Source organism: Lysinibacillus odysseyi 34hs-1 = NBRC 100172 (genome assembly GCF_001591965.1).
Taxonomy (GTDB): Bacteria; Bacillota; Bacilli; order Bacillales_A; family Planococcaceae; genus Lysinibacillus_B; species Lysinibacillus_B odysseyi.
Map to the genome: position 1 here is coordinate 12,314 of NZ_BCVX01000003.1, position 14,908 is coordinate 27,221.

The window sequence follows — 14,908 nt, forward strand, 5'->3', positions numbered from 1 at the left end:
TTTATGAACATTCGTGAAGGCTTAATCCCAACGATACTAGGCTCAGCTGTAACTGCAACGGGGTATGCCCTGAAACAAAAGAGTAGTTCCAATCAAATGATCGCGAACACTATTTTTGGATTTGGTCTTGCCCATATTGTGTTAGGCGCCATTGACCTTGTGGAGCATCGTAGCTAGTTAGCAAACACATCCCGGCTAAAATTTGGCCGGGATGATGTTCTTTTAGCAAAAAATTGTTTTTGTCCTGAATTGCCTGCAGCCTCCAGGTGATAAATTATTTCGGCTTATCCGTAATAATACGTTTTATAAATTACTTGCTGTAGCAAATAATGTATCTGCTGTCCCTGCCACTTCTTTAATTTCCGCGTTCATTGCCTCCATAACATCAGTTAATTGGGTTATATCGCCCTTTACCTGTTCAATAGACTGCTCATTCTTTGCTACTTCATTCTTAATGCCATCAAATACCGCTCTTGCATTGTCTACTACTTGTCCGTTTGTTGATGTTCTTTCCCGAACATGTGCAAGAGAGTCATTTACTTGTCCGGTCAGGTGGGAAGCAGAGGTGACAAGGTATGTAATGTGACTGACGGATTGCTTCGATTGTTCAGCCAGCTTTCGTACTTCCTGGGCAACTACCGCAAACCCTTTCCCATATTCACCGGCCCGTGCCGCCTCAATAGAAGCATTTAATGCCAGCAAATTAGTTTGATCGGCAATGGATTGGACAATACCTAAAATCGACTCAATTTTACGCGAAGCTTCCACCAGTTCTGCCGTGAAGGATGTGACCTCCTGTATTTGCTGGAGCATCTTTTCAGTTTCTGTCTCCAATTGATTCATATAAAGCTGGCCCGTTTCTGAACGTTTCACTACTTGTCTGACAGTTTCAATATTTTCACCTATATGTCTTTCTAAAACAGCTGTTGTATGCTCTACAGCAGCCATTTGCCTGCTTGTTTCTTCTGTCAGATCGGCAAGTTCCCCGCTGATAGAAGATATACTGCCTTTCAATTCTTCCTTTACAATTGTGTATTGTTCATTGACAAGACGCCTGTTTTCTTTTTCATATTCCTCCAGCACAATTTGCATTTCAAAATTTATCAATTTGGATATGACGGTGGCTATTTCTAACGTTGTCGTATGAATCGTTTTATCTTCCACCAATAAGCGGATAAGGCTTTCCTGGATCTGTTGGAATGTCCCCATATACCATTTTGGCTCTAAGCCCATTCTATAATGAATTTGTGCCAAATGACGCTTTTGCCGGATTGTCTGCTCCGTCAGCTGGCCATCAAACATAGAAATTACATATTTCCCTACAATCCCTTTTAGTTTTTCTACTGAACTTCGTTTTTCGATGAGGTGTTTCAGCTCGGGAACAGCTAGTATTTTATCATAAAAAATAGCGGTGATTTCCTCTATATGACCTGAAATGACTGGCTGAAACGACATGAAGCGCTTCATATCCCCTTCTGTAAGGCCGATAAGTTCCATTTGCAAGCGTAACGGCCCAAGCTCCTCCTCATTACAATAAGGTGCATATAACTCCAGCCTTTCAACTGCTTCACCTGTCTTTTTGTACCAAGAAAACATAGTACCCAATCCCCTTTCCATTTTTCAACCATTATACGTTGATTTACATTTTTGTACAACTTATTATCGATATTGTTATACAAAAGTTAGACAATCATTTGCTGTTATTTGGATAATACTGTATGATAGAAATAAATGATGATGGAGGTGGTTATCTTGTCCAATACTTTAGATAGTATGCTTTCAATACAGCAGGTCTCTGTTCGGACTGGTTTGACAAAGCCTGTCATCCGCAAATGGGAGGACCGCTATAAAACAGTAGAACCGAAGCGGTTAGAAAATGGCCGCCGTGTTTATTCAGAACGCGACGTTCAAATATTGCAGGCGGTACGAAATTTGGTAGATGAGGGAATGAGTATTCAGCAGGCGACAACATATGCACTTGAAAATGTGCCCGAACCGATTGCCCAGCATACCTCCTCTCCGATATCGGATTATTGCTTTCGTTTGTTAGAAGAAGGCACAAATTGTAATGTTCCAGCGATCCATCATATTTTACAGGAGGCACATCACAAGCTTGGTATCCTACCTTTTCTTGATCAAGTAGTCTCTCCTTTACTGCTTGAGGTCGGGTATCGTTGGGAGAAAGCTCAGTGGGACCCTTTTCAGGAAAGTGTTTGCTCTACAGTTATTAGGGATTATTTAGTCGGTCTTCGTCATGAGATTCAGGTGCCGAGTGATGCGCCGTTAATCCTTGCTGCCTGTCTGCCGGGAGAAGCACATGATCTACCGCTTTGTATACTGCTTCTGAAGGCACGAATGATGGGGTATCGGGGCTATTTAATTTCAAGCTCTCCTGCACCGGGATCTATTGAGCATTTGGTGAGACAATTCAAGCCAGCCGTTGTTTTACTGTCCGCAATGAGTCTGGTGCCTTTCCAGCTTTGTCCCGGCTCGCTAGAAGAAATAGATGAATTCGCTCACTACAATCCACATATTCGTTTTTTTGTAGGAGGCATTGGAGCAAAGAGCTACCTCCAAACGCATAATTTACAATCGGTTGCGTTTGCAGAAGCAATTGAACCGATTTTAGAGGAGTAATAATCATGAGCTGCAAAAATTGCATTGTTAAACAAGCTGCATTCCTTGTCCGTTTTAAAGAAAAAGAGTACTTGATTATAATGATTGCCAAACATCTTCAGCGCATGGGGTTCCCAGCAATTATTAATGAAGATGGCCATCTCTCCATTGATGAGACAGCTATGCATGAGGTCGTTAGCTTTTGCGAGGATTTTACAGAGCTTTCAAACATCCAGTTTGCCTATAATCAGGACTGGCTGTCATTAACAGAAGCGAAGAATTTTCTTGCAGCTTCATGGGTGGAGCAGATTATTCTTGAAAAACGAATCATTTGCTATTCACAGCCAATTATTACACGGGATGAAAAAATCTATGGCCACGAAGTACTTGCCCGTTTCGTTGCAGAAGACGGACGTCTCCTTTCACCTGGTGACGTATTTTCTGCCGCAAAAATTCGAGGCAGGCTTTACGCCCTTGACCGGACTTGCCGGCTAGCCGCTGTTCAATATGCAAAAAAGCTACCGGGTAAGGTGTTCATCAATTTTCTGCCAACTTCTATTTACTCGCCTGAATATTGCCTGCGCTCAACAACAGCTCTCGCAAACCAGTTGAAGATCGAACCGGGCCGCTTTATTTTTGAAGTGGTAGAAACAGAAGCAGTCAAAGATACTGAACACTTAAAGGACATTTTAAATTATTATCAGGAAAAAGGATTCCGGTATGCCCTCGATGATGTAGGAGAAGGATTCAGCACGGTTGAATTATTATCCGATATTACGCCGCATTATATGAAACTTGACCGCCAATTCGTAGAAGGCGTAGCGAAGGATTCTGATAAGCAGCAGGTAGCTCATTTTTATTTTGATAAGGCCAGGTCAATCGGTTCAGTACCTCTTGCCGAAGGAATTGAAAAACGTGAGGATTATCTCTTTTTAAAAGATATGGGCTATGAACTATTCCAAGGGTTTTACTTCAGCCGCCCACAGCCAGATCCTGTTACAGAGCTTGACTGGAGTGTTCTGTAATTTACTTGGGACGATAAACTAGCCAGTTTTTTCATTTCCTTATAGAATGGCAGCTTCTAGTAATCTAGTACTGCCCTTTTATCTGCCTCGTTGTTTTCAACATACCAGCCGTTCTTTCTATAAATGAATTTGTCTTCATTTTAAGAATTCAACAGCTTACTTCGGGAACAATGCTCAACTATCTTTCTTCTTTTCTGTCAACCCCTGCTGCAGATGGTGGTGCGATAGAGCATCATCTCTGTTGAAAATCTAACTCTTAAATAATACAAGCTCTTTTTTTGAGATATATCTTAAAAATGACTCACTAGTTGATTGGAGTTAAAGGCGCTAGAGTGTAGCAGACGGCATTCCCTTTCACAGAAGAGCATAACTTCTTATCTACTATCCGGTTATGTATAAATTAATGAATATTTTATTGTAAATAAAGAAAAAAGAAGCGTACAAGCAGAATAAGCAGCTGTATTTTCTTATTTTTTAATCAATTGTTTAATAAATCATAAAAAGGGGTATATGTAGTAAGTTAATATACATATTATTTTCCATCACATGAAGTGAAAGGTCGGTGAAGTATGAAATACCTTATTTTCTTCATCTTAACTGCTTTATTATCCGCCTGTAATATAGCGAATACCGAGCAGAATGAAGATATTATAATCGAGGAGCCACGGAGTGCAGTTGCTGCAGAATATGCCAATGCCTTTGAAAACGCTTCTCCGCTACAGCTCTTTTTTAAGGAAGACCAAACAAAGGCTATATATTTAGAAGAAGACAGCGGTACCTCTTACACCGAGGAAACCTTCTGGCTTTCGGAAAGTTATGTAAAAACAATAGTAGAGAAGGAAAATAACATTTCCTACAATATTTACCGTATCACCAATGATGCAATCGAATTGGTGTATAGTGGACAGACGGATACTAAAGTCTCGATAGCTGAACTGGATCAAATGCCTGTTAAGCATACTATTCTCACACTTCCCATCGAAAGAGGGGCAGTACTGGAGGAATGGGTGCTGACAAACGATAATTTGCAGGTTTTCACGCCATTTGAAACCTTCCATCAAGTAGTGGAACTTACAAAAGAAACACAGGAACAAGTAATCAAACAATATTATGCACCTGGATTTGGATTAGTAAAAGAATTCATGAGCAGCCAAACTGACAGTGGAATAGAAGAAGCTACTTTTCTGCTGGAAGATGTAAAGTACTGAGAGAAAGTATTCAGCATTTCAACATTTACTGAAATAGCCTATAGAAAAAACTTAAGCCATCGTAGAGACAGCAGACTATTTTCACGATGGCTATTTATACGGCTTTTTTTGCGCAGGCGGTGAAGAGGAACCCGGCATTGTCTACCCCACCCTCTTTCTCGGTTAAAATTATTCCCTATTTCCCCTGAAGTTCTTTATAATTCCACGTCAATTTCATTTGCTCCGATTGCTTGCCTCTTTTGTAATAAAGCGGTCGAGTGAAAGTATATAAAAGAAAACCGTCACTTACTATTCCTATATGAAAGTGTCGGTTTTAAAATCTAGAAAAGATGATTTTTAGTATAGATTAATGGGAGAATTGCTTAGTGGCTAAGGTTATTATTAGATTATGTTAAATAGTGTCGGATAATTTGCTACGCTATGTGTTAAGCCTCCTGCTGATGTCATTTCGTAATTCTATATAATAAGTGCATTTCTCGTCCCTTTAGTTAAATTTATAAACAGCAGGTTTTCCCCCAATAATATTAAAATCCTGCTCGAAGGAATCAATATAAATATCAAGTGTCATGTTCTTACGATTTCTGAGTAAAGATTCCAGCACAAGTTCATTCATCCCGCTAAATTTCTCCAGCTCACATGTATACGCCTTCTTTAAAAAACGCTCATACTCCTGATCGTTGCCTGTTTTCTCAAAACACTGGATAATAAACGTTCCAAGGGTTGGGAAGTAGGATTTTTTCTCCGTTTCAAAAAAGCAGCGGTAAATGGCAAGGGCAGCCTCATATTGCTCCCCGAGTGTAAGCAGCATGATCTCCATTTGATAAAATAGCATGTGACAAGCTTGATCGGAAAAATCTAATTCATGTGAGAAAATAAGCTTGTAATAATTATTAAACTCTTCGTTTCTTTTTAATACCGCAAGCAAAGTAAGAAATGTAAAATACATATCTAAAATAAAATATTCCTTCTCCTTAAAAAAACTGCCTTTTAACTGTATCAGGAGTGCCATGCTGTTTTCAAAATTACGGCAGCCTGTTTCAATTTTTCTTTGCCTTTCTGCTTGAGGGGTATCGAAAGCGAGAAGCAGTTCTGTAAGGGCTTTTCCATAAAATTGCTGCACTTTTCCAAGCATGTGTACTGTATAATGCGTTTCTTCTGCTGATGAAAAGTATTTTTCTATATACATTTGCCCATTTAATTCAGAAGTGATATCATCTAGACTTTTTAATGTATGGTATGGCCTTATATAATGTCCTAAATATACGCATGCATTCAAGTATAATTTCTTTAAATTGATTACTCCGGTATATTCATCAGACCCTCGCTTTTCTTCTATTAATTGGGGAATTTCTAATAAAATCATTTTTATATTGTCATCATTAATTATACTTTGAGCATTAAGTAAGCCCCTCAACAACTTATCCTTCACTAACACACCCCCGTCTTTATAACTATAATCCGTACTCTAATTATAATATATTTTACCCATTTATTAGCAGACAAAGCTCTAAATATATATAATAATTTGACTGTGCAAGTTGGGACAGTAGTTAGGGAAACTTGATGCTGCTATTTTTTCAGCAAGGAAGTTTGAAAATACCGGAAACCTGGTTATAAATGAATGTTAACGGAGTATATGCTGCATAACGGAAAAAGTAAGCATAAAAAAAGGCACCCTACGTATTGTAGGGTGCCTTTGGATTTAACATAGTTAATGTTTAATTACGGAGAATTAAAGTTTAATTACGTTAGCAGCTTGTGGTCCGCGGTTGCCGTCTACAACTTCGAACTCAACTTTTTGACCTTCGTCAAGAGTTTTGAAACCTTCGCCTTGGATTGCTGAGAAGTGTACGAATACGTCGTTTTCGCCTTCTACTTCGATGAATCCGAAGCCTTTTTCTGAGTTAAACCATTTTACTGTACCTTGTTTCATTTGAGAAAACCTCCAAAAAATAAAGTTAACAATATGGAATTTCTTTACCGTAATAAAAAAGTTCACATATTACGAAGAGTACCGACAATTTTACCGATCACTCTTTGTAATATGTGAATCTGTACCCGGTCAAGCAATTTTATTGTTACTCTTAGTATACCATCTATTTACACTTTGTCAAACAATTTTTCCGTCTTTTTATAAAATTTTCTTTCATTTCTGTAAATTACAATTTATCCTGTCAACTGGCACTTTTGTTTCTAAAATGAGCCCGTGGTAAACTTGAAGATCCTCATCGCATCCTTCGCAAAATTCGCATTCCTCTTCATTCCAGAAGGCAATGAACTTATCTTTTCTTTGCTCTTCAAATTCAAATTTGGAGCGGAACTCTTGGAGCATTTTTTCAAGTGCTGCTTCAAACTCTTCTTTCGTTTCATATAGGTTTGTCGAAACGATTTGAGATTCCCACCCTTCAAATTGCCACCATGGTTCGAAATCCGCCTTCATGTAAATAATCTTGTACATCCTCGACAATCCTTTCTTTTCTATATTATTGTATTTTAATCATTGAAGTCCGATCTGTCTATTAATAGGAATTTAACTATGATACTATATAGATGAAATCCCTTCTGTAACTCTTCCATAAAATAGATGGCATACATGGATGGTCCACCTTCAAACGGCGTGTGAATTACGGGTAATAAATCCTATCGAAGGAGGAAGCAGTTTTGGACAGGCGAGTAAAAATTCTCTTTTGCGGAGATAAAAAGAACACTAGCTATAGGTTTTTCATTAAGCAGAAAGCTCTAGAATTGGGGCTGAAAGGTAAATGCTTTTTGAACAGTGAAGAATGTTTTGAGGTGGAGGTAGAGGGACGCTCTGCATCGGTGGATGAGTTTATTTTCTTTATTCAAAAGGGAGTAAATCCGCTTGCTGCACCCTGCAAATTCTCATTAGAAACCTTTAATGATCTAAAGGGGTATACTTCTATGGAGTCGGATATTGTTTAATATCCGACTTTTTGTGTGATAAAATAAGGGTATGAAACTTTTATCTAATTCATTCGTATGTATTAGTAAAGTATTGGAATGGAGGTGCAAACTATGCTAGGTGCCACGAATTTTATTACAAGACATGCCTTTAACTTTCTAATCAGTTTTACGTTATTTACAGTCTTTGCTCTTAACCTGAATATGGAGTTCGTAGGTTTTGCCCTGCTTTTTGGTGGTTATTATGTCAGCAATTTAGTGATTTTAAATATACAGAAGTCAAAACGAAGCAAAGCACTGGGTATAACAAAGGCAGATTACAATCTTATCGAAGCCCAGCTGAAGCAGGCCCGAGACCGGGTTAATCAGCTTTCGCAGCAGCGGGTACGCTCCATTAAATCATTCCGTTTACTAAATGATATGAGCAAAGTATCGCGCCGTCTTCTCAACATTGTGGATAAAAATCCGCATAAGTTTTATGCGGTGGAAGATTTCTTCTATTCCCATTTGCCTTCAGCAGTGGAACTGGCTGACAAGTATACTCTCCTTACAAAGGAACAAGTAAAAGGAACGGATATTCATCTTGCACTGGAGGAAACTCGGAAAACATTAAAGGTGCTTAATGAAACATTTGAAGATGATTTACGTTCTGCGCTGCAGTCAGACATTGACCACCTGAAAATCGAGCTGGATTTCGCCAAGCTCGAACATGAAAAGCGGCAGGAACGTTTAAGCGGCGGTGACCATTAATGAAAAGTAATCCATTTGAAGCCTTTTCTTCATCTAATAGTCAATCAGCTGAAACAGCTAAATATGAGTATGAAACACAGCTGCAAAATCACTCGGCTACCCCCCTCTTTTCAGCTTTAAGCCGCTTTGATCAAAAAAGAGCGCTAAAGTTGGCAGAAGAACTTAACGTAGATAAGTATGAAGATGTCATTTCTTTTGGATTATCTGCCCAGCAAGCTTTGAAGAAGTTTTCTTCCAAGCTCTTGCTGCATGTACAGCGTAAAGATACATCAAAGGTAGGGGAAATTCTATTTCAACTTATGGACCAGCTTGATCAAATCGACCCGGATGCTCTTCTCGAAAAAAAAGCCGGGCTGTTCGGCAAGCTTTTCAGTAAGCAAACAGCATCCATCCAGCAAACGATGTCACAGTATAATCGTCTTAGTAAACATATTGACCGCTTGAATATCCAACTGGCGCACTCACAGCAGGGTCTTCTTTCTGACCTTTCAATGCTGGAAGAGCTGTATAAACTAAATGAAGAATACTTTCATGAAATTAATGTATATATTGCAGCCGGAGAAATTAAGCGGCATCATATGCAAGATGTCCTGCTGCCTGCATTTCAGCAGAAGGCGAGGACGAGTGAAAATCCAATGATTAACCAGGAACTACAGGATTTGCATACATCATTCGAATGGCTTGACCGGCGCATCTATGATCTTGAAATCTCTAGAGAAATTGCGATTCAATCGGCGCCCCAAATTCGCATGATTCAGCAGACACATCAAATGCTTATCGATAAAGTGCAGGAGTCTATTATGACAACTATCCCACTCTGGCAGTCACAAATTTCTATGCTGCTTAGTTTAAACCACCAGCGCCGCGCAAGCCAGGCACAGGAGCGGTTGAAGAAGGCTTCGGACGAATTGATTCGTAAAAAAGCTCAACTGGAAGGATTATCTTCAAGGAGAGGAAGCCGGATTGGCGGGACGAGTATATCCCATGCAGATATAGACCATTTTAAGAAGACACAAATAAAGCTGCTGCAGGATATTGAAGAAACACTTCGCATGCAGGCAATTGCCTCGGAAAAGCGAAAGGAGACCGAATCTTCCCTTTCTTAATAACAAAGATAAAAACCCGGTTTACATTCCGCATGTAAACCGGGTTTCCCTTTTACTCGAAATAATCCTTATAATAACCGCCGACATTTCCAGTATTGTCAATAACAAAGATAAATTCCTCTGTTTCATTCTTCACTTCGTATTCTTTCCCGACTGTCAGTACATTGGAAACTAAATACTTGGAAGCATTTGTATGCACACATTTAACTGTACGAATCGTCGGTGCCTCTTTCCATTTTAAGTGTAACATCATAAAACCTCACTTTTTGCAGAGGGCAATCCTCTACTATTTAGTATTCATTTTATACGATTTTCCACTAGTTGTGTACTAAATTGTATAAATACATAAAAAATCCGCTTTTCTTCTGTGCTAGCCTTCTGCCTCATGATACACTAGTACAGGAGGTGATTTTATGGCATTTGGTAGTTTACCCTCCTGGTTTTTTGCCATTGCATTCGCTTTTGCTATCATATTTATCATTGTCTCGGAATGGAATTCCAGAAAGTAAAAAATCGACACGGCCAAGACCTGTCGATTTTTTATTATTTGAGGGTGCGCTTCAAAAACTCTTTTGTCCGGTCATGTTTTGGATCGGCAAGCACCTGTTCCGGTGCCCCTTCTTCAACAATGACCCCTTTGTCCATAAAGACGACACGGTCAGCCACCTCGCGCGCAAACTCCATCTCATGTGTAACAATCAGCATTGTATTTCCTTCAGCGGCAAGCGTCCGCATAACCTTTAATACTTCTCCTACCATTTCAGGATCCAATGCGGAGGTTGGTTCATCAAACAGCATAACGTCAGGGTCCATCGCAAGAGCTCTGGCGATCGCAACTCGCTGTTTTTGACCTCCTGATAGCTGACGCGGCTTTGCATGTTGGTATTTCTCCATCCCTACTACCTTTAAATATTTCAATGCCTTTTCTGACGCCTCTTGCTTTGACCGCTTTAATACCTTTTGCTGTCCAACAATACAATTTTCAAGCACATTCAAATTATTGAATAAGTTAAATTGCTGGAAAACCATTCCTAAGTGTGTGCGGTACTTTTCAATATCATGTTTGTCATCCAGGATATTTTCACCATTATAAATAATGGCTCCCCCACTTGGCTTTTCCAGTAGATTGATACAGCGGAGTAATGTGGATTTACCAGATCCAGAGGACCCAATCAGGCAAACAACCTCCCCTTTTTGTACAGAAAAATTGACATCCTTCAAAACTTCATGCTGTCCAAATGATTTGCTTAAATGCTTAATATCAATAACTGTTTCCATAATTGATGCTCCTTCTATTTTATTTAGCCGCAGCAGTAGTATTTTCTACTTTATAAGAATCAGGACCATCTAATTTTTTCTCCATTAAACGTAATAACCTGGTTGCAATAAATGTCATGATCAGATAGATTAAACAAGCGATCGCAAAGCTTTCCGCATATTTGAAATTTGCACCAGCAATGGATTTTGTCTGGAAGAATAATTCCGTCACGCTAATTACACTTAAAACTGATGTATCTTTAATATTCATTACTAGCTGATTTCCTGTAGCTGGTAAAATATTGCGGGCCACCTGCGGTAATATAATAAAGACCATTGTTTGGAAGTGATTCATACCGATTGCTTGTGCTGCCTCATATTGTCCTTTGTCAATAGAAACGATACCGCCTCTTACTATTTCAGCCATATAAGCACCTGTATTAAGCCCAACGACAACGAGAGCAGCGACAAACCGATCTAGCTCTATCCCGTATGCATATAACACATAGAAGACAACCATTGCCTGAACCATCATCGGTGTACCGCGAAAAACTTCAACATAAACGGAAAGAATGAAATTGAATATCTTTAGTACCCCTGTTTTGAATGAGCGTTTAGCAGCTGGAATCGTGTGCATAATGCCGATAAAAAACCCGATAAACGCACCTATAATTGTACTGATAACAGCAATTGCCAATGTAATATAGGCTCCTCGCAAAAACATCGGCCAGTTATTTTCCAGTATTGTAATAATGGTTTCAAAACTCATATAAAAACCTCCTAACAGCATGCAGCTGTTCCTATCTAAATTGAAAAACTAGCCGCAACGTACTTGCGGCTAGAAGCAAACACCGTTTATTGAGCTGCCGGCTGATTGGAAATTGCTGCTTCCATCATTTTTTGCCGCTCATCTTCTGAAATATTGGATAAAATTTCATTCATTTTATCACTATTCTTTTCATCTTTCCGGATACCGATCGCTACAGCTGTATCAGCAGGATCTGTTTTAAAACCATCTTCAAGTTCATTATAGGCAAACCCATCGATTGCAGCAGTTGCCGAAATAGCTTCCGGACGCTCTGCTACATACCCATCAATTGCACCACTTTGCAATGCTACACGCATTGCCGGGAAGTTATCCATAGCTACCTGTTGATTTACACCAGGAATTTGGTCGATTACTTTATAGTTTGTTGTATTTAACTGAGCTGTAATTTTAGCACCTTTAAAGTCTGTCAATTTTGTTGCTTTGTCATAGGCTCCGCCTTTTTTAACTACAATGACAAAATCAGAAGTATAATAGTTTTCAGTAAAATCGATTGCTTCTTTTCTTTCCTCAGTTGGGCTCATACCAGCAATAATGGCATCCACTGCTCCCGATTGAAGTGAAGGTACTAAACCATCCCATTCCGTCTTTACAATGACTAATTCCTTACCAAGGCCTTCTGCGATTTTCTTAGCAATTTCAACATCATAACCGCCTGCATATTCTTTTGAACCTTGAATTTTTACAGCGCCGTTCGAATCGTCTTTCTGTGTCCAGTTAAATGGCGGATAGCCTGCCTCCATTCCTACTTTAAATACATCATCTTTGCTATTGTTACCTTCAGAGGCAGTACCCTCGTCATCTGAACCACATGCAGCCAGCATAATCGCTGTCATCATAGCAGCCATTAATAGTAATAATTTTCTCTTCATAAATCTCTCTCCTTTTTGTCAGAAAATTGGGTATTTTGTGCATATAAAAAGCGACCTTACAGAACTGAAGGTCGCGTTAAATATGTAGCCCATTTCCTCAAGTTCCCTATTGAGATAGCACAACTTACATGTTCGGGAAAGAGCATGCAAGACAGTTCTACAGTTCTTCACTGCAGCCCCAGCATACATAAGCGAGCCTTATGTACACTTCGGCGATATTTCCTTCTTTTTCATTTCAACGCTTTCTCGCAGCTCCCTGAAAAACTATTAAATACCGCACCTCTACCTCACGAGATGTGAGGTGTTAATATTAAATTGATGTTACTAAAATACTACAACAGTCTGAAATACCTGTCAATATTGATTTTTTTATAAATAAACGAAAATACCTAGAAAACCGCAAGAGATAGTTGGAATAATATGACCTATTTTTTTGCTATTTCTTTCACCATCCTAGTAGGAACTCTTTAAATTACGCCATATTAATAGCTTTAAATAAGATTTCCCATGAAACTATTGGTCTAATTTCCAGTCGATACTTTACGCGTGTATAGCTCCAGTTAATTTTTCCTGCTGGAATGCGAAAAAGGGATCTTCCGCTCATGCTGTTCCCGTAGAAACCGGAGCTCCCGTTATGAACAGCTAGCACATATTTCTAATGAACATTTGACAAAAGAGGTATTATTTATAAGAAAGTAAGAAGGATACACAGCATCGATCTACCGTCAACGTTAAATAGACGTGGAGCCAGTTATCGAATTTCTGAAAACAAATAAAGTATTCATCTGATCTTCTGTATATGGGAAAGCGAAGGCTAAAAAAAGAAATGAGCAGCCCATGTATGTGTGCAAACATGAGAGAGAAATATGCTGTGAAGGGAGAATTCCCTCTTTTTCCGCATAAAAGATTCAAAGGGTGAGCTGTCTCTGACAGCTCACCCTTTGATAAGAGGAGAGACATTGTTATGCCCCCTCCCGCTAAATAAGATTAAGAATTTAACAATAAATCTTCTGGATTTTCGATTAATTCTTTTACTGTTTTTAAGAAGCCAACAGAATCTTTACCATCGATGATACGGTGGTCATAAGAAAGAGCCACGTACATCATTGGACGGATTTGTACTTCGCCGTTTACCGCGATTGGGCGGTTAACGATTGAGTGCATACCTAGGATCCCTGCTTGTGTACCGTTCATGATCGGTGTTGACATTAATGAACCAAATACACCACCGTTAGTGATTGTAAATGAGCCGCCTGCCATATCGTTTAAGCCTAATTTTTTGTCGCGTGCTTTTGCAGCCAGCTCAGCAATGTTTTTCTCGATTTCTGCAAAGTTTTTGCTGTTTGCATCACGAACAACTGGTACTACTAATCCTTCTTCAGTTGATACGGCAATACCGATATCAAAGAAATTGTTTAAGTGAATTTCGTCACCAGAGATTTGAGCATTTACATAAGGGTATTTCTTAAGCGCTGCTACAACCGCTTTAGTGAAGAATGACATGAAGCCTAATTTAATGTCATTTGCTTTTACGAATTCTTCTTGTTTACGTTTACGAAGTGCCATAATATTTGTCATGTCAATCTCATTGAATGTAGTTAACATAGCAGTAGATTGTTTTACTTCTAGTAAGCGTTTTGCAATTGTTTGACGGCGACGAGACATTTTTTCGATTGTTACGCGGCCAGATTCTGCAGCTGGTGCAAATACTAAAGGACCACCTGTTGCTGCTGCAGGCACAGCTTGTGCTGATGATGCTGCTGGTGCAGTTCCGTGTGCTGCTACGTCTTGAACGCGAACGCGTCCTTGTGGATCTACTGGAGAAATTGCTGCTAAGTCAATTCCTTTTTCACGAGCTAATTTGCGCGCTGCAGGAGATGCTACTACACGCTCACCTGAAGTTTCTTCTACTACCGGTGTTGTTGCTGCTGCAGCAGGTGCTGGTTTTGGAGCTTCCTGAGCTTGTGCTGGTGTTGCTTCTTGTGCTGGTGCTGCTGGTGCAGGAGCTGCACCTTCGCCAGCCTCAACCACTGCGATTACTTGACCTACTAGGACAGTATCACCTTCTTCAGCCAGAATTTGAGTTAAAACACCCGCTTCTTCAGAAATGATTTCAGCGTTAACTTTATCAGTTTCTAATTCTACGATGAACTCGCCTTTTTCTACGCGATCTCCAACTTTTTTCACCCACTGGGCAATTGTACCTTCTGTAATCGATTCTGCTAATTCAGGGACTTTAATTTCAGCCACTTTAATATCCTCCTTTGGTTACCCATTTCTTTTATTATAAGACAAATGGGCGGGCTACCCATAACAAGTAGCCCTC

At 39.5% G+C, this 14,908-nt stretch carries 16 protein-coding genes and 1 riboswitch; of the genes, 7 read left to right on the top strand and 9 right to left on the bottom strand.

The annotated features are described in order from the left end of the window. Positions 1 to 3 precede the first annotated feature (3 nt). Positions 4 to 177: a hypothetical protein gene (locus BOD01S_RS05205; protein ID WP_036158816.1), complete on the top strand. Its 174-nt coding sequence runs from the start codon at positions 4 to 6 to the stop codon at positions 175 to 177. Between the two features lie 126 nt (positions 178 to 303). Here the strand turns inward: BOD01S_RS05205 and BOD01S_RS05210 are convergent, their stop codons facing one another. Next, complete coding sequence (locus BOD01S_RS05210; RefSeq protein WP_052124997.1) at positions 304 to 1,596, bottom strand: globin-coupled sensor protein; 1,293 nt, start codon at positions 1,594 to 1,596, stop codon at positions 304 to 306. Positions 1,597 to 1,752: 156 nt separating this feature from the next. Between BOD01S_RS05210 and BOD01S_RS05215 the strand changes: the two genes are divergently transcribed. The 3 genes from BOD01S_RS05215 (at position 1,753) to BOD01S_RS05225 (ending at position 4,849) form a co-directional block, all read left to right on the top strand. Then, entirely contained in the window at positions 1,753 to 2,637 is an 885-nt protein-coding gene (locus BOD01S_RS05215) for a MerR family transcriptional regulator (protein ID WP_233153048.1), read from the top strand. A gap of 5 nt (positions 2,638 to 2,642) precedes the next feature. After that, positions 2,643 to 3,641, top strand: a complete 999-nt coding sequence (locus BOD01S_RS05220; protein WP_036158814.1) for an EAL domain-containing protein — start codon at positions 2,643 to 2,645, stop codon at positions 3,639 to 3,641. Positions 3,642 to 4,210: 569 nt separating this feature from the next. Beyond that, on the top strand, positions 4,211 to 4,849 hold the full coding sequence (locus tag BOD01S_RS05225; RefSeq protein ID WP_036158811.1) for a hypothetical protein: 639 nt from the start codon (positions 4,211 to 4,213) through the stop codon (positions 4,847 to 4,849). Between the two features lie 484 nt (positions 4,850 to 5,333). Here BOD01S_RS05225 and BOD01S_RS05230 read toward each other — a convergent pair whose 3' ends face one another. The 3 genes from BOD01S_RS05230 to BOD01S_RS05240 all read right to left on the bottom strand — a co-directional run bounded on the left by BOD01S_RS05230 (position 5,334) and on the right by BOD01S_RS05240 (position 7,307). Beyond that, positions 5,334 to 6,278, bottom strand: coding sequence for a hypothetical protein (locus BOD01S_RS05230; protein ID WP_036158808.1), 945 nt, complete (start codon positions 6,276 to 6,278; stop codon positions 5,334 to 5,336). A 303-nt stretch (positions 6,279 to 6,581) separates the two neighbouring features. Further along, positions 6,582 to 6,782, bottom strand: coding sequence for a cold-shock protein (locus BOD01S_RS05235; RefSeq protein WP_036158806.1), 201 nt, complete (start codon positions 6,780 to 6,782; stop codon positions 6,582 to 6,584). Between the two features lie 213 nt (positions 6,783 to 6,995). Further along, complete coding sequence (locus tag BOD01S_RS05240; RefSeq protein ID WP_052124996.1) at positions 6,996 to 7,307, bottom strand: DUF1033 family protein; 312 nt, start codon at positions 7,305 to 7,307, stop codon at positions 6,996 to 6,998. 203 nt (positions 7,308 to 7,510) lie between these two features. Between BOD01S_RS05240 and BOD01S_RS05245 the strand changes: the two genes are divergently transcribed. The 3 genes from BOD01S_RS05245 to BOD01S_RS05255 all read left to right on the top strand — a co-directional run bounded on the left by BOD01S_RS05245 (position 7,511) and on the right by BOD01S_RS05255 (position 9,627). Next, positions 7,511 to 7,792 (top strand): acylphosphatase, encoded by a 282-nt coding sequence (locus tag BOD01S_RS05245; RefSeq protein WP_036158803.1) that lies wholly within the window; start codon positions 7,511 to 7,513, stop codon positions 7,790 to 7,792. 93 nt (positions 7,793 to 7,885) lie between these two features. Further along, positions 7,886 to 8,521 carry a 5-bromo-4-chloroindolyl phosphate hydrolysis family protein gene (locus BOD01S_RS05250; RefSeq protein ID WP_036158800.1) on the top strand — a complete coding sequence of 212 codons (636 nt, stop codon included), beginning with the start codon at positions 7,886 to 7,888 and terminating at the stop codon, positions 8,519 to 8,521. Further along, positions 8,521 to 9,627, top strand: a complete 1,107-nt coding sequence (locus BOD01S_RS05255; protein WP_036158798.1) for a toxic anion resistance protein — start codon at positions 8,521 to 8,523, stop codon at positions 9,625 to 9,627. Before BOD01S_RS05250 ends, BOD01S_RS05255 begins: the two co-directional genes overlap by 1 nt. 52 nt (positions 9,628 to 9,679) lie before the next feature. Here BOD01S_RS05255 and BOD01S_RS05260 read toward each other — a convergent pair whose 3' ends face one another. From BOD01S_RS05260 to odhB, 5 genes are all read right to left on the bottom strand, one after another. Continuing rightward, positions 9,680 to 9,877, bottom strand: a complete 198-nt coding sequence (locus tag BOD01S_RS05260) for a DUF6501 family protein (RefSeq protein WP_036158794.1) — start codon at positions 9,875 to 9,877, stop codon at positions 9,680 to 9,682. Positions 9,878 to 10,170: 293 nt separating this feature from the next. Beyond that, a complete protein-coding gene (locus BOD01S_RS05265; RefSeq protein WP_036158791.1) occupies positions 10,171 to 10,905 on the bottom strand; it encodes an amino acid ABC transporter ATP-binding protein in 735 nt (244 codons plus the stop codon). Positions 10,906 to 10,924: 19 nt separating this feature from the next. Next, complete coding sequence (locus BOD01S_RS05270) at positions 10,925 to 11,653, bottom strand: amino acid ABC transporter permease (RefSeq protein ID WP_036158788.1); 729 nt, start codon at positions 11,651 to 11,653, stop codon at positions 10,925 to 10,927. 86 nt (positions 11,654 to 11,739) lie between these two features. Beyond that, positions 11,740 to 12,582, bottom strand: a complete 843-nt coding sequence (locus BOD01S_RS05275) for a transporter substrate-binding domain-containing protein (protein ID WP_036158785.1) — start codon at positions 12,580 to 12,582, stop codon at positions 11,740 to 11,742. A 107-nt stretch (positions 12,583 to 12,689) separates the two neighbouring features. Then, a riboswitch (Lysine riboswitch) is annotated at positions 12,690 to 12,875 on the bottom strand. Between the two features lie 694 nt (positions 12,876 to 13,569). Beyond that, complete coding sequence (gene odhB / locus BOD01S_RS05280) at positions 13,570 to 14,832, bottom strand: 2-oxoglutarate dehydrogenase complex dihydrolipoyllysine-residue succinyltransferase (RefSeq protein WP_036158783.1); 1,263 nt, start codon at positions 14,830 to 14,832, stop codon at positions 13,570 to 13,572. Positions 14,833 to 14,908: the final 76 nt, after the last annotated feature.

Excerpts from the sequence above, each read along its gene's own strand:
- BOD01S_RS05225 (WP_036158811.1), top strand. The coding sequence starts at position 4,211 with ATGAAATACCTTATTTTCTTCATCTTAACTGCTTTATTATCCGCCTGT.
- BOD01S_RS05275 (WP_036158785.1), bottom strand. The coding sequence starts at position 12,582 with ATGAAGAGAAAATTATTACTATTAATGGCTGCTATGATGACAGCGATT.
- BOD01S_RS05260 (WP_036158794.1), bottom strand. The coding sequence starts at position 9,877 with ATGTTACACTTAAAATGGAAAGAGGCACCGACGATTCGTACAGTTAAA.
- BOD01S_RS05250 (WP_036158800.1), top strand. The coding sequence starts at position 7,886 with ATGCTAGGTGCCACGAATTTTATTACAAGACATGCCTTTAACTTTCTA.
- BOD01S_RS05270 (WP_036158788.1), bottom strand. The coding sequence starts at position 11,653 with ATGAGTTTTGAAACCATTATTACAATACTGGAAAATAACTGGCCGATG.
- BOD01S_RS05255 (WP_036158798.1), top strand. The coding sequence starts at position 8,521 with ATGAAAAGTAATCCATTTGAAGCCTTTTCTTCATCTAATAGTCAATCA.
- BOD01S_RS05235 (WP_036158806.1), bottom strand. The coding sequence starts at position 6,782 with ATGAAACAAGGTACAGTAAAATGGTTTAACTCAGAAAAAGGCTTCGGA.
- BOD01S_RS05220 (WP_036158814.1), top strand. The coding sequence starts at position 2,643 with ATGAGCTGCAAAAATTGCATTGTTAAACAAGCTGCATTCCTTGTCCGT.
- BOD01S_RS05265 (WP_036158791.1), bottom strand. The coding sequence starts at position 10,905 with ATGGAAACAGTTATTGATATTAAGCATTTAAGCAAATCATTTGGACAG.
- BOD01S_RS05240 (WP_052124996.1), bottom strand. The coding sequence starts at position 7,307 with ATGTACAAGATTATTTACATGAAGGCGGATTTCGAACCATGGTGGCAA.
- BOD01S_RS05205 (WP_036158816.1), top strand. The coding sequence starts at position 4 with ATGAACATTCGTGAAGGCTTAATCCCAACGATACTAGGCTCAGCTGTA.
- BOD01S_RS05210 (WP_052124997.1), bottom strand. The coding sequence starts at position 1,596 with ATGTTTTCTTGGTACAAAAAGACAGGTGAAGCAGTTGAAAGGCTGGAG.